The 15,859-nt window shown below is 71.5% G+C and carries 15 protein-coding genes; 9 read left to right on the top strand and 6 right to left on the bottom strand.

The window, feature by feature from the left end:
- Nucleotides 1-19 precede the first annotated feature (19 nt).
- Nucleotides 20-1,474, top strand: a complete 1,455-nt coding sequence (locus ACWD0F_RS49560) for an MFS transporter (protein WP_449889783.1) — start codon at nt 20-22, stop codon at nt 1,472-1,474.
- Nucleotides 1,475-1,574: 100 nt separating this feature from the next.
- Nucleotides 1,575-1,868 carry a DUF1330 domain-containing protein gene (locus ACWD0F_RS49555; protein WP_095853412.1) on the top strand — a complete coding sequence of 98 codons (294 nt, stop codon included), beginning with the start codon at nt 1,575-1,577 and terminating at the stop codon, nt 1,866-1,868.
- A gap of 363 nt (nt 1,869-2,231) precedes the next feature.
- On the opposite strand, the gene ACWD0F_RS49550 is transcribed toward ACWD0F_RS49555, so the two are convergent.
- The 3 genes from ACWD0F_RS49550 to ACWD0F_RS49540 form a co-directional block, all read right to left on the bottom strand.
- The gene (locus tag ACWD0F_RS49550) at nt 2,232-2,498 is read right to left on the bottom strand and encodes a hypothetical protein (RefSeq protein ID WP_449889782.1); all 267 of its coding nucleotides are present in this window, start codon (nt 2,496-2,498) and stop codon (nt 2,232-2,234) included.
- 305 nt (nt 2,499-2,803) lie between these two features.
- Complete coding sequence (locus tag ACWD0F_RS49545) at nt 2,804-3,304, bottom strand: beta-class carbonic anhydrase (protein ID WP_449889780.1); 501 nt, start codon at nt 3,302-3,304, stop codon at nt 2,804-2,806.
- Nucleotides 3,305-3,374: 70 nt separating this feature from the next.
- A complete protein-coding gene (locus tag ACWD0F_RS49540) occupies nt 3,375-3,734 on the bottom strand; it encodes an ATP-binding protein (protein ID WP_449889778.1) in 360 nt (119 codons plus the stop codon).
- A gap of 342 nt (nt 3,735-4,076) precedes the next feature.
- Between ACWD0F_RS49540 and ACWD0F_RS49535 the strand changes: the two genes are divergently transcribed.
- The 3 genes from ACWD0F_RS49535 to ACWD0F_RS49525 are packed head-to-tail and all read left to right on the top strand — an operon-like array spanning nt 4,077 to nt 7,742.
- Nucleotides 4,077-4,556, top strand: coding sequence for a (2Fe-2S)-binding protein (locus tag ACWD0F_RS49535; protein WP_449889776.1), 480 nt, complete (start codon nt 4,077-4,079; stop codon nt 4,554-4,556).
- Between the two features lie 4 nt (nt 4,557-4,560).
- Nucleotides 4,561-5,565, top strand: a complete 1,005-nt coding sequence (locus ACWD0F_RS49530) for an FAD binding domain-containing protein (RefSeq protein ID WP_449889774.1) — start codon at nt 4,561-4,563, stop codon at nt 5,563-5,565.
- A complete protein-coding gene (locus ACWD0F_RS49525) occupies nt 5,562-7,742 on the top strand; it encodes a xanthine dehydrogenase family protein molybdopterin-binding subunit (protein ID WP_449889772.1) in 2,181 nt (726 codons plus the stop codon). The genes ACWD0F_RS49530 and ACWD0F_RS49525 overlap by 4 nt, the downstream gene beginning before the upstream one ends.
- Before the next feature lie 4 nt (nt 7,743-7,746).
- On the opposite strand, the gene ACWD0F_RS49520 is transcribed toward ACWD0F_RS49525, so the two are convergent.
- Together ACWD0F_RS49520 and ACWD0F_RS49515 are read right to left on the bottom strand one after the other, a co-directional pair.
- Complete coding sequence (locus ACWD0F_RS49520; protein WP_449889770.1) at nt 7,747-9,573, bottom strand: glycoside hydrolase family 15 protein; 1,827 nt, start codon at nt 9,571-9,573, stop codon at nt 7,747-7,749.
- A 64-nt stretch (nt 9,574-9,637) separates the two neighbouring features.
- Entirely contained in the window at nt 9,638-10,474 is an 837-nt protein-coding gene (locus tag ACWD0F_RS49515) for a methyltransferase domain-containing protein (RefSeq protein ID WP_449889768.1), read from the bottom strand.
- A 193-nt stretch (nt 10,475-10,667) separates the two neighbouring features.
- Here ACWD0F_RS49515 and ACWD0F_RS49510 point away from each other — a divergent pair, with 193 nt between their 5' ends.
- From ACWD0F_RS49510 to ACWD0F_RS49500, 3 genes are all read left to right on the top strand, one after another.
- Nucleotides 10,668-10,916: a hypothetical protein gene (locus ACWD0F_RS49510; RefSeq protein WP_449889766.1), complete on the top strand. Its 249-nt coding sequence runs from the start codon at nt 10,668-10,670 to the stop codon at nt 10,914-10,916.
- Nucleotides 10,917-11,323: 407 nt separating this feature from the next.
- Entirely contained in the window at nt 11,324-12,310 is a 987-nt protein-coding gene (locus ACWD0F_RS49505) for a C40 family peptidase (RefSeq protein ID WP_449889765.1), read from the top strand.
- A gap of 131 nt (nt 12,311-12,441) precedes the next feature.
- On the top strand, nt 12,442-13,362 hold the full coding sequence (locus ACWD0F_RS49500) for a LuxR C-terminal-related transcriptional regulator (protein ID WP_449889763.1): 921 nt from the start codon (nt 12,442-12,444) through the stop codon (nt 13,360-13,362).
- 23 nt (nt 13,363-13,385) lie between these two features.
- Here ACWD0F_RS49500 and ACWD0F_RS49495 read toward each other — a convergent pair whose 3' ends face one another.
- Nucleotides 13,386-15,515, bottom strand: coding sequence for an Ig-like domain-containing protein (locus ACWD0F_RS49495; protein ID WP_449889762.1), 2,130 nt, complete (start codon nt 15,513-15,515; stop codon nt 13,386-13,388).
- A gap of 152 nt (nt 15,516-15,667) precedes the next feature.
- Between ACWD0F_RS49495 and ACWD0F_RS49490 the strand changes: the two genes are divergently transcribed.
- Nucleotides 15,668-15,859: hypothetical protein (locus tag ACWD0F_RS49490; RefSeq protein WP_449889760.1), on the top strand; the 192-nt coding region annotated here is incomplete at its 3' end.

Below are 15,859 nucleotides of genomic sequence, written 5' to 3'. Positions count from 1 at the left end.
CCAGGCTCATGACCAGCCCATGAGCACTGCCCTGATACGTTCCGAGGCACGTCTGCTGGTCCCCGCCCTGATGTTCATCGCCCTGGTCGTGGCGGCGGTGGCCAGCCTCGGGACGCCGCTCATCACCAGCGTGGCGACCACGTTCCACGTCTCCCTCGACAGCGCGCAGTGGACGCTGACCATCGCCCTGCTCAGCGGCGCCGTCGCCACACCCGTCCTCGGCCGGCTCGGAGCCGGTCCGCACCGGCGGGCCACGATTCTCGCCACGCTGGCGATCGTCGTCGTCGGCAGCGCGCTCACCGTGCTGCCGCTGCCGTTCGCCTGGCTGCTCGCAGGCAGAGCGGCCCAAGGCGTCGGACTCGGTCTCACGGCGCTGATGATGGGCGTGGCCCGCGACCATCTTCCCGAGGAGCGCAGCGCGGCCACGATCGCCCTGATCTCAGTGGTCTCCATCATCGGAGCCGGCGTCGGCTACCCGCTGGCCGCGCTGCTCGCCGAGTTCGGCGGACTGCGGGCCGCCTACGGCCTCGGCCTGCTCGTCACCGCCATCGCCTTCGTGACCGCGTGGCGCTCCATGCCCGCAACTCCCGAAGGCCGCTCCGCTCACGTGAACGTGGCCGGTGCGCTCGTCCTGGCGGGTGGACTGCTCCTCGTCCTGTTCCTGGCCGGCGAGAGGAGCCTGTGGAGCCGACACCTCGCCGTGGCGGTGACCCTTGCCGTCGCCGCCGTACTCCTGCTCTGCGTCTGGACCGTTTCCGAACTGCGAACCAAGACGCCCCTGGTCGACGTCCGGGCGGTACGGCACCCGGCGGTCGCCGGGGCGAACATCGCCATGTTCGTCGGCGGGAGCGGCATGTACCTCCTGCTCACGCTCATCACCCGCTACGCGCAGACGCCGCACAGCGCCGGCTACGGCTTCGGACTGACCACCTTCGTGGCGGGGCTGGTCCTCATCCCGTTCTCCGTGCTGGGGTTCGTCGCCGGCAAGCTCACGCCGCGGGTCCGCGAACGGATCGACGGCCCCCTGCTCCTGGCCGGCAGCGCCGCCATCGTCGGCGGCGGGTTCGTCCTGTTCGCCACCGCCCGGTCCAACCTGGCCGAACTGCTCGCGGCCATGGGCGTGCTGGGCTTCGGCGTCGGCAGCTTCTCGGCCGCCATGCCCGGCGTCATCCTGGCCGTCACCCCCACGAGCGAGACGTCGAGCGCCATGAGCTTCAACTACGTCGTCCGCAGCGTCGGGTACTCCCTGGGCAGCGCCATCGGCGGTCTGGTCCTGGCCGCCGGCACCGCCACGGGCCGCCTCTTCCCGAACGACGACGCCTACACGACCGCGGCGCTGGTCGGCGTCGCCGCGATGGCGATCACGACGATGGCCAGCCTCGCCCTCGCCCGCCGACGCTCACCCGAGACCGATCCGATCACAGCCCCAGTCGGTGTGCCGGGCCTGGGCCGGTCGAGTCGACGCGGAAGCTGAGGATCGAAGCCGTCCGACTTCGACGCCGTCTCCGTCGGCTCGCTGACCCACAGCGCGCCGGCCATGGATCTGAGCATCAATTCCGAACACAGGAGGTACCGTGGCCAAGGGCTATTGGGTCAGCGCCTACCGCACCATTGCGGACCCCGAGAAGCTGGCTGCTTACAACAAGCTGGCCGGTCCAGCCGTCGAGGCCGCGGGCGGGCGGCTGCTCGCCCGCGGCAGCCGGGTCGTCGCACACGACGCCGGAATCGCCGAGCGCACCGTCCTGATCGAGTTCGACAGCTTCGAACAGGCGGTCGCCGCACATGCGAGTGCGGCCTACCAGGAGGCGCTGGCCGCACTTGCTGACGGCGTCGAGCGCGACTTCCGCATCATCGAAGGCCTCGACTGACGACCGAGGCTGCGTCGGCGACGAACACGAAGCCGACTGCGGGGATCACTTCGGCTCGTCAGCGCCGCGGGTCGCGGGCGGCAGGTGTGTGAGGGCGTACTGGAGGGCGTCGGGGTCGACGTCGTTGAGGACCAGGCGGTCGGCGGGGTGCAGGAGAGCCGGGTCGACTCGGCGCAGGTCGGCGGCGCCTCTGGACGCTATCAGCAGGATGCGGCGGCCGGTGGCGCGCGCGGGGGCCGTGCTCGGGACGTCCGCCGGGTCGCCAACGAGTGCGGACTCGATGAGTGCGGCCTGGTGGGCGATCTTGTTGCGGTGCTGGTCGGTGATGGGAGCGTGCAGGAGGTAGTCGTCGAAGTGGTGGCCTCAGGTGCCGGGCACGCCTCCGGGCTGACCGCGCAGGATGTACTCGATGATCTCGAAGTCGCCGGCCCGGCCGCGAGCCTGCTCACGGCTCAGCTGGACCATGCCGCCGGCGTCGGCGAACATCTCGGCCAGCGGTTCCATGGCCGCCGTGACGGTGTCCTGACGGGCCGTGGCGAGCGCGGCGGGGAGTCGGCGGAGGGCGAAGTCGTCGAAGTAGCGGTGTGCGGTCGCGCGGTCCGCGCCGGCGATCGCCGGGAGTTCGGCCATGGCTTGCCGGACGAAGTCGGCCAGCGCGGCCGGGCCGACTGTCTGATCCGCCGTGATCGCCTGATTCAGCGGTCCCGGCGGCGCGGGTAAGTCCGACGGTTCGGTCGTCTCGACGTCAGGCTTCGGGTCTGGTCCGGCGCGAGCGCTCTCGCACGCAGGTGATCGAGGGATTGGGAGGACCGGCGGAATGGACGTGGGCCCACCCGTAGAGCGAGCATGAGCGAGTTCGACCGGGGCTCCTTCCTCGCCGGGACCGTCGCAGACGCCGTACTGCCCGAGGTCGGGGAGCTTGTGCTGCGGAGTTCTCAGCCCCGTACCTTGACCTCGGTGAGGCGGCCGGTCTCCACGTCGTAGACGAAGCCGCGGACCGAGTCCTTGTGCGGGATGAAGGGGTCGGACTGGATGCGCCGTACCGACTGGATGACGTCCTCCTCCAGATCGGAGAACGCCTCGGCGGCCCAGTCGGGCTTGATGCCCACGTCCTGGAAGACCTCCTGCTTGAAGCCGTCGTCAGTGAAGGTCAGCATGCCGCAGTCGGTGTGGTGGACGAGGATGATCTCGCGCGTGCCCAGCAACCGCTGGCTGATGGCCAGGCTGCGGCGCTCGCCGGCGGTGACGACGCCACCGGCGTTGCGGATGACGTGCGCGTCACCCTCCTGGAGGCCGAGCAGGCCGTACACGTTGAGCCGGGCGTCCATGCACGCCACCACCGCTACCCGCTTGGCCGGAGGCAGCGGCAGAGCCCCGTGCTCGAAGGAGCCGGCATAGCGCTCGGCGTTGGCGATCAGCTCGTCGGTGACGCTCATCGGACCTCCTGCTGTGGGCTCCTTCCACCATTTCCCGCATTACCTATTAGGTCAATAGGGTTCTGCCAGGTCACGCGATCGAGAACCACACGACCTTGCCGCCGTTCGTCGCCGCCGTCACGCCCCAGTCGTCGGCCACCGCCGCGACGATCTGCAGCCCCCTGCCGGAGGTCGCGTCAAGATCGGGCGGGCACTGGCAGGGCCGGCCGTCACCTGGATCGAAGACCTCGCCGTAAATGCGGCCATCGCGGTTCTCCAGGCGCAGCGCGTAAGCGGAGCCGCCGTAGCGGACGGCGTTGGTGACCAGCTCGCTGACGATGAGCAAGCAGTCGTCGATCACCCTCTCCTGACCCCAACCGGTCAGCTCCGCCCTGATCAGAGAGCGCGCCTTGCCGACACCGGACGGAACGGAGGGCAGCAGGTATTCCACGGTCCGGATGGTCGGGGCGGGTAAGGACCCTTGGTGCAGCGGCATGGACATCACATCTTCTCCGGCAAAGTGGGAGCGCTCCCATATCCACGATAAGTCATCACCCTCACTTCCGTGAATCCGCTTCCGCCAAGTTTGTTGCGGTTGCATCCTGCCCTGACGGAGCGCACCCGAAGGGAGCCGGACACCCACCACGCGGACACCGTCCCCCGCGCGTGCGGGCGGGCTTTCGAGCGAGTCCCAGGCGGCCGTCCTCAGTGCGGTTGACCTGCGGCGATTCTTGACCGCTGCTTATCACGACATATGCGGGCCTTAGCAAGGTCGCGCACTAGCGTGGCGCGTATGACCTCGGAGGCAACGACCGCTTTCACGGTGAACGGCCGGGACGTCGGCATGGACGTCGACCCGCGAGAATCGCTGCTCGACGTGCTGCGCGAGCGGCTCGGGCTGACCGGGACAAAGAAGGGCTGCGACCACGGGCAGTGCGGCGCGTGCACGGTTCATCTGGACGGGCGCCGGGTCGTCTCGTGCCTCCTGCCCGCCGTGCAGGCGAACGGCCGGTCGGTGACCACGATCGAAGGCGTGGGCGATCCGGGCGGCGGCCTGCACCCGCTGCAGCAGGCGTTCGTCGACCACGACGCGCTGCAGTGCGGCTACTGCACGCCGGGGCAGGTGATGTCCGGGCTGGCCTGCATCGCCGAAGGGCACGCCGGTGACGACGACGAGATCCGCGAGTACATGAGCGGCAACCTGTGCCGGTGCGGGGCGTACACGGGCATCCTGGCGGCGGTCCGCGCGGCCACCGGCCGCGGGGAGGGCTGAGCGCGTGCGTGCGTTCGCCTACACCGCCCCGGCCACCCTGTCCGAGGCCCTCGACGCGCTGAGCGCCGCGGGGCCGGGCACGAAGGTGCTGGCCGGCGGCACCACCCTGTACGACCTGATGAAACTCGACATCGAGACCCCGTCCACCGTCGTGGACGTTCGCGGCCTGGCCGAGCTCGCCGGCATCGACACCGCCAGGCCGGACGAGTTGTCGTTCGGCGCCGGAGCGCTGATGGCGGACGTCGCGGCGGACCCGGTGCTGCTGCGCGACTACCCCGCGCTGGCCGAGTCCCTGTCCAAGGCGGCCTCCCAGCAACTGCGGAACATGGCCACGGTCGGCGGCAACCTGCTCCAGCGCACCCGGTGCACCTACTTCAGGGGCGGGCCGCCGTTCCCGTGCAACAAGCGGCGGCCGGGCAGCGGCTGCGCGGCGATCGGCGGGCTGGATCGCGGGCACGCGCTGCTGGGCGGCAGCGACGCCTGCATCGCCACCTACGCCGGCGACTGGGCGGTGGCGCTGATCGCGTTCGACGCCCTGGTGGACGTGGCGGGGCCGCGCGGCGAGCGCACGCTGCCCCTGGCCGGCCTGCACCTGGAGCCCGGCGACACGCCCGAGCGGGAGCACACGCTGAAGTGGGACGAGCTGATCCTGCGCATCCGCCTGTCGACCACGCCCGCCGGCCGCGGCTCGACCTATCTCAAGATCCGCGACCGCGAGTCCTACGCCTTCGCGCTGGCCTCGGCGGCCGTGGGGGTGGCGCTGGACGGCCGGGGCGCCGTCGAGGAGTGCCGGATCGCGCTGGGCGGGGTCGCCACCCGGCCCTGGCGCTGCCACGCCGCCGAGCGGGAGCTCGTCGGCGCGGTGCTGGACGGGCCGAGCGCGCGCCGGGCCGGCGAGAGCGCGCTCGCCGGCGCCCGCCCTGGCCGGCACAACGCCTTCCGCGTCGAACTGGGCATCCGCACCGTGGCCCAGGCGCTGCGCATCGCCGGAGAGCGAGCCGCGGGATGACGCGCGCGCCGCTGCCGAGGGTGGGGGCCCGGGAGAAGGTCACCGGGGCGGCGCGTTACGGCGCCGACCACGTGCCGGACGGCCTGGCCTACGCCATGCCCGCCGTCGCGACCGTCGGCAAGGGCCGCATCACCCGCCTCGACACCGCCGCGGCCGGCGCGGTGCCCGGCGTCCTGCTCATCCTGTCGCACCTCGACGACCTGGGCATCATCCCGGCCGGGTACGTCATGGCGGACGGCTACGCCTTCCAGAGTCTGCAGCCGCTGCTGGACGACCACATCGCCTACCGCGGGCAGCCGATCGCGCTCGTGGTGGCGGAGACCCTGGTCGCCGCCACGGAGGCGGCCGGGCTGATCCGCGCCGAGTACGACCCGGAGCCGTTCGCGGTCGAGCTGGACGCGGACGGCACCGAGACGGTGCTGCAGGAGGAGGCCATCCCGCTGCCCTTCCTGGCCGACATCGTCGTGGGCGACGCCGACGCCGCGTACGCGGCCAGCCCGGTGCGGGTGGATGGGCACTACGAATGCGGCCCGCAACACCAGGTGCCGATGGAGCTGATCGGCGGCGTGGTCGAGTGGCAGGGCGACACCGTCATCGTGCACGAGGGCACGCAGAGCGCCGGCGCCCTGCGCGGCGGCCTGGCGCGGCAGCTCGGCATCGACCGCGAGCACGTCCAGGTCATCACCCCGTACGTGGGCGGCGCCTTCGGGCAGAAGAACTCGCTGCAGCCGCACCTCGCACCTTTGGCGGTGGCCGCGCGCCGGGTCGGCCGGCCGGTCAAGCTGGTGCTGCCCCGGGCGCACACCTTCCACGCGGCCAGCTTCCGCCCCGTGTCCCGGCACCGCGTCCGGCTCGGCGCCGACCACTCGGGACGGCTGCTGGCCGCGATCCACGAGGTCGACCAGCAGGCCTCGCGCCACGACCTGCTCGCGGCCACCTACACCGAGATCACCTCCCGCCTCTACGGTGTCCCGGCCTTCCGGGGCCGGCAGCGGCACGTCAGGACGGACACGCAGACCCCCGGCTACATGCGCGCGCCGTTCGAGCACGGGGCCGCGTTCGCGATGGAGTCGGCCGTCGACGAGCTCTGCCACGCCATCGGCCGGGATCCGGTCGCGTTCCGCCTGGACAACGACGCCGGCGCGGATCCGGTCACGGGCAAGCCGTTCTCCTCCAGGAAGCTGGCCGAGTGCCTGCGGCGCGGCGCCGAGCTGTTCGGCTGGGAGGCGCGCACGCCGGAGCCGCGCTCCATGAGCGGCGACGACGGCACCCTGATCGGCTGGGGCGTGGCGGCGGGCGCCTACCCGTCGATGACGGTGCCGGTCCTGGCCCGCCTGCGCGCCGGCGCCGGCGGCCGGATCGTGGCCGAGGTGGGCGGGCACGAGTTCGGTCAGGGCCTCACCACCGCCCTGACCGCCGCCATCGCGGGCGATCTCGGGATCGATCCGGGCGCGGTGACGATCGTCGTCGGCGACACCCGGGTGGTGCCGCATCACCTGACGGCGGGGGCCTGGGGCACCAACAGCACGTTCCTGGCGGTGCACGCCGCGCTGCGGAGCCTGCGGGAGCGCCTCGGCGCCGATCCCGAGGGGCCCGTCGACGTGGCCGCCGCGATGGCGGCGTCCGGACGCGAGCAGATCGAGGTCGAAGCCGTGACGCAGGGCCCCGGCCAGCCGCCCGAGATGATCGACCGGATGCGCGCGGGCCTGGTGGCCCTGGCGGGGCCGGAGTTCCCCGACTACGTCTCCTTCAGCTTCGTCGCGCACTTCGCCGAGGTCCGGATCGAGCAGGTCACCCGGCGCATCCGCGTGCCCCGGGTGGTCAGCGTGGCCGACTGCGGCCGGGTCGCCAGCCCGGTGACCGCGGAGTCGCAGGTGCGCGGCGCCGTGGTCTGGGGCATCGGCGCCGCGCTGCGCGAGCACAGCGAGGTCGATCCGCGTTACGGCGGCTTCATCAACGCCGACCTGGCCGACTACGTGATCCCGGTCAACGCCGACGTGGGCCGGATCGACGTGGCCTTCGTCGACGAGCCGGACTTCACGCTGAACCCGATGGGGGTCAAGAACCTCGGCGAGGTGGCCCTGGTGGGCGCCGCCGCGGCCATCGCCAACGCGGTCCACCACGCCACGGGACACCGCCCGAGCCGCCTGCCGATCCTGATCGAGGACGTGCTTTGAACGGCTAGCCGAGCGCGTGGTCGAGGTTGAAGGCGGCGCTGATGAGCGCGAGGTGGGTGATGGCCTGCGGGAAGTTGCCGAGCTGCTCGCCGGTGTGCCCGATCTCCTCCGCGTACAGGCCGAGGTGGTTGGCGTAGGTGAGCATCTTCTCGAAGGCCAGGCGGGCGTCGTCGACCTGGCCGGCGCGGGCCAGGGCCTCGACGTACCAGAAGGAGCAGATCGAGAACGTGCCCTCGGGGCCCTCCAGCCCGTCCGGGCTGACCTCGGGGTCGTAGCGGTAGACCAGCGAGTCGGAGACCAGCCCGCGGCCGAGCGCGTCGAGAGTGGACAACCACCTCGGGTCGGTGGGCGAGACGAACTTGGCCAGCGGCATCATCAGGATCGAGGCGTCCAGGACGTCCTCGTCGTAGTGCTGGACGAACGCCCGCAGCGTGTCCGACCAGCCGCGCCGCATGATGTCGCGGTAGATCGCGTCGCGGGCCTGCCGCCAGCGCGGCTCGTCGGCGGGCAGGCCGCGCTGGGCGGCCACGCGCATGGCGCGTTCGATGGCGACCCAGCACATCAGCTTCGAGTAGACGAAGTCCTTGCGTCCGCCGCGGGTCTCCCAGATGCCCTCGTCCGGCTGGTCCCAGTTGTCGCAGACCCAGGTCACCAGCGTGCACACCTCGTCCCAGCGGTCGCTGGAGATCGGGTCGCCCCACTTGTTGTAGAGGTAGATGGAGTCGATGAGCGCCCCGTAGATGTCGAGCTGGAGCTGGCCGACGGCGGCGTTGCCGATGCGCACCGGCCGGGAGCCGCGGTAGCCCTCCAGGTGGGTCAGCTCGCTTTCCGGCAGGTCGCTGCGGCCGTCGATGCCGTACATGATCTGCAGCGGGCCGGTGGAGCTGTCGCCGGTGAGCGGGACGTGCTGGGACAGGAAGCCCATGAACGCCTCGGCCTCCTCGGTGAAGCCCAGCCTGAGCAGGGCGTACACGCAGAAGGCGGCGTCGCGCACCCACACGTAGCGGTAGTCCCAGTTGCGGCCGCCGCCGATCTGCTCGGGCAGGCTGGTCGTGGGGGCGGCGACGATCCCGCCGGTCGGGGCGTAGGTGAGCAGCTTGAGCGTCAGGGCGGAGCGGTGCACGACCTCCCGCCACCGGCCGCGGTAGCGGGAGGCGGACAACCACCTGCGCCAGAACCGCACCGTGGCCTCGAACTGCTCCTCCGCCTCCGCCATCGGGCAGCCCCGCGCCGCGACGCCCGGGCCGACCCGGTCCAGGGCGAGCACGGCGGTCTCGCCCTCCGCCAGCTCGAACCGGGTCCAGGCGTCCCGCCCGTCGGTCTCGATCGGCACGCTGGCGGAGAGGGACAGGGACAGCGACGCCGACTCGAAGATCGTCTGCGATCCGTCCTGGCGGACCGTGTGGGGCTGCCTGGCGTAGTCGAAGCGGGGGCTCACCCGGGCGCGGAACGGGAGCTTGCCGCGTACGCAGGCGACCCGGCGGATCAGCCGGTGCCGGTCGGCCTCGCGGGAGTCCGCCTCGATCGGCATGAAGTCCTGGATCTCGCCCACCCCGTCGACGTCGAAGAAGCGGGTGATCAGGACGTTGGTGTCGGGGAAGTAGAACTGCTTGGTCGTCGCCGCCGGGGTGTCGGCGGACAGCTCGAACGAGCCGCCCCGGTCGGCGTCCAGGATCGAGGCGAAGACGCTGGGGGCGTCGAAGCGCGGGCAGCAGTACCAGTCGATCGTGCCGTTGGTGCCCACGAGCGCGACCGTCCGCAGGTCGCCGATGAGACCGTGCTCCCCGATCGGGAGGTAGCGGGGGTCGTCATGGCCGTTGTCTGCCTCCATGCCCTCAAACTACGCAGTCAACGGCTCCGGCGACCTCTGTGACGCGGCAAAGAGCCGCATATCTTCACCCCTCGCCGCCGTTCGGACCCTGCCGGATGGTGACGTAGGTGTAGTAGGTGCAGGCCGCGAAGAACGTTCCCTGCTCGGCCGTGCGCCGCTGATGCGCCAGCCAGGCCTCCACGCTGCTGGATTGCAGGACCCCGGCGCGCAGGACCAGCGGTGCGAACGCCTCGGCCAGGCCGAGGAAGAAGGTGCCCGTCCCGACCTCGGCGTGCGCGTTCGCGCGGGCGGAGACCAGCCGTAACCCGGCCGGGGCGAGCAGGCGCGGCAGGTCGCGCATGACCCGCGGCTTGCTGACGATCACCGAGAGCAGCGCCTCCTCCATCGTCTTGCCGAGCGCGGCGTCGGAGCAGCCGAACGAGAGCGAGGCGTAGTCGCCGTCGAAGATCGTGACGGTGCCGCCGGGGCGCACCACCCTGGCCGCCTCGCGCAGCACCGCGGCCGGGTCGGTGACATGGCTGAGCAGCGTGTGGGCGATGGCCGCGTCGAAGCTCGCGGCCGGGAGGCCGAGCGCGTGCGCGTCGCCGGTGCGGAAGTCGATCCGGTCGCCGACGCCCTCCCCTGCCGCGAGCCGCCGGCCCGCCCCGACGAGCGCCGGGCTCTGGTCGACGGCCGTCACCGAGCCGGTGAACGACTTGCGCGCCGCCAGGGCCCGCGCGATGACGCCCGTGCCGCAGCCGAGGTCGAGCACCGCTCCCGACGGGTCGGTCTCGTCGAGGTAGTCGTCGCGATAGCGGGTGAAGGCCGGGTCGGCTCCCCGGGCCTCCAGGCGGTCGATGAACCGCCCCAGCGTGGCCTCGTCCTGCTCGTTGATGTGCTCCATCGCGTCACGCGGCCCCATCGCGGTCTCCTTCGTCCTGGTCTCCGTGCACAGCATGCGCCACACGGAGTCCGGCTGTCTTCCCGCCCGACGAGGGCAGGGCGCCTGACCTGGTCGTACGGGGGGAAGTGGAGCGGGCAAGCCCGCCGCGCGGCCTGTCCGTGCTCGAACGGCTGCGATCAGATCTTGATACGGGCCTGCGAAGATCCCGCCTGTGACTGAGCCGAGAGAACAACCGACGTCCGAAGAAGGCTGGCAGCGTTATGAGACGCCGGAGAACATCGGGCGGGCGGGCCTGATCGCCATCGCCGCGGGTCTGCTGCTCGCCCTGCTCCAGGTGATCGGCGGCGCCTCCAGCGGGAACTCCCTGCTGTGGGTGATCGTCTGCATCGGGACAGCCCTCGTAGGCGTGGGTCTGCGCATCGAAGCAGCGATCCGGTCCCGGCGGAGGCCGGGCCCTTGAGAGTGTGTGGTCGCCGGGTTGCGATCACCCGTGCGACTTAAGAGGGTGTCCTTGGACCCCTTCGGCTCCTGGCGATGGTGGGTGGGGTGCCTGGGCACCCACGGGGCGCCTGATCACGGGGAGGCGGGGCCGGGGCCCGCATGAGGCGATGGAGGGTGGGCATGGGCGAGCGGACCACGCTGCGGTGCCCGATCACCGCGGATCTGGGGCTGTTGCGGGAGCGGGTACATCGCCCACCATCGACGACGCCGGCGGCTTTGTCGTGTGTTCTCCTCTGCCCCGGACGGCATCGCTGAGACGTACGCGCCCACGTCATCTTCACCGGGCGGACGTGCGGCGGTGAACGAACCGGCGGCGGCGCGCGTATCCCCATGCGCAGCCGTTTCCGAGGAGGCATCGTGGTGGCCGTGCCGGCAAGGCTTGGGCAGGCGGCGCTGGCTGTGGCGCTGACGGTGGCGCTGGCCTGCGTCATCACGCTCTGCACCGCCGGCGGCGCCCTGGCCGACCCGTCCCCGGCCCAGGCCAGGGCCAGGCTGGTCAAGCTGAACGAACAGGCCGACCAGGTGGTCGAGCGCTACAACCAGGCCACGGAGACCCACCGGAAGGCCAGGAAGAAGTACGACGTCCTCAACACCGAGCTGCGACGCGAGGACGAGCGGGCCGCCTCCCTGCGCGACGACCTCGTCACGGCCGCGGTGCACGACTACCAGACGGGCACGTCCACGGGCTGGGAGCGGTTCGTCGGTCAGGGCAGCCCCGACGCGGTCCTGAGCGGGCTGGCCTCCCTCGACCAGATCGCGCGGCAGCGGGCGGCGAAGGTGCGCGCGTTCGAGGCGGCCACCAAGGAGCTGCGCGACCGGCGCGACGCGGCCCGGCGCGGCCTGACGGACGCCGAAGCGGCACGCGACAAGGTACGCGGCGAGAAGGAGAAGGCCGACAAGCTGGTCGCCGAGCAGACCAGGCTCTTACGCAGACTGGGCGCCTTCCGGACCGGCGACCCCAACAGCGCGGGCATCCCGTACACCGGGCCCGCGTCGGGCAACGCCCGCCAGGCGCTGCGGTTCGCCTTCGCCCAGGTCGGCAAGCCGTACCGGTACGGCGGCACGGGACCCGGCTCCTTCGACTGCTCCGGCCTCACCCAGGCCGCCTGGCGGGCCGCGGGCGTCACGCTGCCCCGCACGACGTTCACCCAGTGGAGCTGGGGCTCCGGCCGCCGCGTTCCGCTCACCCGGCTGGAGCCGGGGGACCTGGTGTTCAGCAAGGGTCTGGGACACATGGGCATGTACGCCGGGGACGGCAAGATGGTGCACGCACCGCAGACCGGCGACGTCGTCAAAGTGGTCGATCTCGACGTCTACTGGCGCAACCGCCTGGTCGGCGCGATCCGGCCCTGACCGCGGCGTGAAAGTTTCGCGGCCACAACGCAGGTCAACCTGGGGACCTTCCCCCGATTGTTGACGATTCATACCTCTCGGTTCACCCTGATTGCAGATTGATCACGACTTCCCGGCGAAGTTGAGATGCCATGGAGCCAATCGGCAGCAGTACCGCTCCCACCGAGCCTGACACCGTCGAGCTCACCAGCGCGGAGCTGACCGTCCTCCTGCTGATCGGCAGCGGCCACAGCGTCTCGGAGATCGCCCGGCTGATGAAGCTCGGCCCGCGCTGCGTCGAGAGCCGCAAACGCAGCATCTACCGGAAACTCGGGGTCGGCTCGCAGGTCCACGCCGTGGCCAGGGGCATCGCGCTCGGCCTGTTCGACCTGCCCAGGATCGCCGATGACGGTCACCGGCTCCGCCCGGAACGCGGGCACGCGGAGCTGGTGGTGGTGCGCGCCCAGCCGAACCGCGCCTGCCTGGAGTTGTCGCTGGCGCTCCTGGAGCGTGGCACCCCCTTCGTTCTCACCCGGACGAGCGAGGTGAGCGGCGACCCGGGGATCCGGCGGCACCGGGGCCCGCTGACCGTCCTGCTCGTCGACCCCGTGCCGCAGGACTGGCGGTTGCCGGCCCGGCTGTGCGCGCCGTTCGTCATCGTCCGGTCCGCGGGGCCGGACCTGGCCACGGTCATCGACGCCATCCGCCGGGGCGCCCGCGCGCTGGTCTGCGTGACCGACGTCCGCCGGGAGCTGGACACCGTCCTGACGCTGGTGGCCAGGGGCTACTGCTTCGTCATGACCTCCTCCTATCTCGGCGAGCGCCGGGCCGGGCCGGTGGATCTCCTGCCGAGCATCCCGGTGCTCACCTCCAGGGAGCGGGACATCCTCGACTCCATCGCGAGCGGTCACACCGTCCGGCAGACCGCTCGCAGGCTCGGCATCACCGCCAAGACGGTCGAGAACACCCAGGCCCGGCTGTTCAGGAAGCTGGGTGCGCGGAACCGGCCCGAGACGCTGGTCAACGCCTACCAGCTCGGCGTGGCCCTGGACCTCCGGCGGGAGCCGCTCTGACGCCAGGGCCGGGACGCGGGTCCCTAACGGCGGCGCAGCAGGGTGATGCGATTGCCGCCCAGCTCGGTGACGTAGAGGTGCCCGGTCGCCCGATCCTCGGTGAGGTCCAGCGGCTGGGCGAACCCGGTCATGCCCGCGATGCCGGTCGTCCTGTTGGACAGCGCCCCTCCGGGGGCCACGTCGAAGGTCATGATGTCCTGCCCGGCGCTGTAGCGCACGATCATGAGCTTGCCCTGGAGCGGGCCCGCGCCCCGGTATTCGATGACGCCGTCGGCCGAGGAGTGCACGCCCGCGTCGTAGGTGCCGGCCAGGTCCATGTTCGGGTCCGGCTGCGTACCCACCGGATAGGCGCTGACCTGGAACGGGTCGGTGGCGGCGGAGGGATTGCCGCCGGCGAGCACCCATTCGCAGCGGGCCGGGACCGGATGGCCGTAGTAGCGGCCGGCCTTGATGTCGAAGACGTAGTCGGTCTCGTCCTGCGGGTTGTTCGTGATCGCGGGCACCTGCGGGCCGGTGTAGCCGCGGCGCGCGCAGGAGGCGGGCAGCGTGGCGGGTGTGGCGGGCGTGTTGCCGCCGGCCGCGGAGCCGTTCGTGGGCGTGTACAGGTGGCCGTTGCTGTGCCAGACCAGGTCGTAGGCGTTGCGGATGCCGGTCGCGTACAGGGTGAGCGGTGCGTTCGCCGCATAGGGGTCGTAGCCGCCGCCCGCCTCGGTCTGCACGTTCAGCGGCAGGGTCGCGGGCAGGCGGGCGGGGTCGAGCCGCAACACGGCCGCGCTGAGCAGCCGCTCCGGCCGGCCGGCCCAGGCGCTGTCGGGTGCGCCCATCGCGTTCATCGAGCCCTGGGTGAGGTAGAGCGCTCCATCGGGGCCGAAGGCGAGCGAGTTGGTCTCGTGGTCGCGGCTGGAGCGCGGCAACCCCGTGAGGACCGCGGTGTAGACGCCGAGGTCCGGCCCGCTCAGCCGGGCGATCCTGCTGGTCCACTCCGGCACGTCGGCGCCCGCGTACGGCTGGTTGTCGCTGATCCACAGGATCGGGGCCGCGGGGGTGGATGCGGGGTCGAACGCCAGGCCGATGACGGTACGGTCGGCGCCTCCGTGTTGGGTGCGCACGGTGTTGATGATCAGCTCGTTGCTCAGCGTCCCGTTGGCGTTGATCGTGTACCGCCGGATCTGCCCGGCCAGCGTGGCGGCGTACAGGCGGCCGTCCGGTCCTTTGGCGACGCTGGTGAACGGCGCGCTCCCGGCCCCTGAGACGACCTTGTCGAACGCCGCCTCCCCGCCGGGAGGCGTGCCCGTGGTGAAGACCATGGAGTACGGCTGGAACGGGGTGCCGGAGGTGTCGGTGATCGCGCTGGTGATGTCCAGCCGGTAGAGCGTGTTCGGCTGGAGCGCCGTGGCGGGCGCGACGTTGACGGTGTCCCCGCCGCCGCTGGTGGCCACGGTGACCGGTACGGAGGCGCCGTCGCTGACCCGCCTGACCGTGGCACTGCCGGAGGTGAGCGAGCCGGCGGCGACGCCACCCGCGATCAGCCGCAGGTCGGCGACCACCGCGCCGGTCACGGGAACGTTGGTCGCGCGGTTGGCCGGGGTGGTCTGGCGCACGCTCGGCGCGGGGGTGAGCACCTGGGCGACGTCGACGTAGTTCAGCTTGGTGTTGGCGCCGCCGCCGGGCGTGAGCGTGAGCCGCCCGTCGGAGACGGTGACGGTCCTGGTCACCGTGCGGTTGCGCTCGGTGGATGAGGGGGCGAAGGCGGCGATGCCGCTCTGGTCCTCGATGTTGAGCCAGTGGCCGCTGTCGGTGTTCGACGGGTCGCCGACGGCGGCCGTGACCCGGTAGGCGCCGTCGGGCACCGCGATCTCCCAGGCGCCCGGCGTCTTGACGCCCGGCGAGGCGGCCGGGAGCTGCATGTGGACGAGGGTGTCCAGGCGCGGGTCCGCGCCCGTGCCGCGGTTGCGGCCATTGCCGACGAGACTCAGCGGGGTGGTCGTGCCCACCTGGACCCAGCCGTAGGTGAGGCCGCCGGTGCGCGGGCCGTACGCTTCGCCGAAGTCGCGGACGTAGCCGGTCGGCGGGGTGGTCGCCTGGTCGGAGAAGTTCACCCGCGCGTCAAACGGCGCGATTACCAGTAAGGCGGCCAGTAAGGGAATGTGCATGCCGGACCTGTCCTCTCTTGGGGGAAATGTCCCCAGTAAAGAGCGGAAAGGCAGAGCTGCCTAGCTCAAAAAGCCGGCCGGCGACCCGCAAAGCCTGACCATTGGCACGTCACAAACGTAACTTGTCCAATTGTGGACATATCTCGTGACAGATGGCCTGTTATGAGCGATACATCGATCAGGCCATCGGCGGCGCGGCGACGCTGCTCATCAGTCACCTGGGGGTCAATCCCGTGAAGCGGCTTCGCAGCGCCCTGTCCGCACTCCTGCTCGTTTCTGTCGGTTTGATCGCGCTGACGAGCCCGCCGGCGCAGGCGTTGCCGGCGGCGTTTCAGCGGCAGACC

The sequence above is a fragment of the Nonomuraea sp. NPDC002799 genome (assembly GCF_053592075.1).
This window is presented reverse-complemented; position numbering and strand designations above follow the sequence as displayed.

Excerpts from the sequence above, each read along its gene's own strand:
- ACWD0F_RS49560 (WP_449889783.1), top strand. The coding sequence starts at position 20 with ATGAGCACTGCCCTGATACGTTCCGAGGCACGTCTGCTGGTCCCCGCC.
- ACWD0F_RS49550 (WP_449889782.1), bottom strand. The coding sequence starts at position 2,498 with ATGGCCGAACTCCCGGCGATCGCCGGCGCGGACCGCGCGACCGCACAC.
- ACWD0F_RS49545 (WP_449889780.1), bottom strand. The coding sequence starts at position 3,304 with ATGAGCGTCACCGACGAGCTGATCGCCAACGCCGAGCGCTATGCCGGC.
- ACWD0F_RS49535 (WP_449889776.1), top strand. The coding sequence starts at position 4,077 with ATGACCTCGGAGGCAACGACCGCTTTCACGGTGAACGGCCGGGACGTC.
- ACWD0F_RS49525 (WP_449889772.1), top strand. The coding sequence starts at position 5,562 with ATGACGCGCGCGCCGCTGCCGAGGGTGGGGGCCCGGGAGAAGGTCACC.
- ACWD0F_RS49520 (WP_449889770.1), bottom strand. The coding sequence starts at position 9,573 with ATGGAGGCAGACAACGGCCATGACGACCCCCGCTACCTCCCGATCGGG.
- ACWD0F_RS49515 (WP_449889768.1), bottom strand. The coding sequence starts at position 10,474 with ATGGGGCCGCGTGACGCGATGGAGCACATCAACGAGCAGGACGAGGCC.
- ACWD0F_RS49500 (WP_449889763.1), top strand. The coding sequence starts at position 12,442 with ATGGAGCCAATCGGCAGCAGTACCGCTCCCACCGAGCCTGACACCGTC.
- ACWD0F_RS49495 (WP_449889762.1), bottom strand. The coding sequence starts at position 15,515 with ATGCACATTCCCTTACTGGCCGCCTTACTGGTAATCGCGCCGTTTGAC.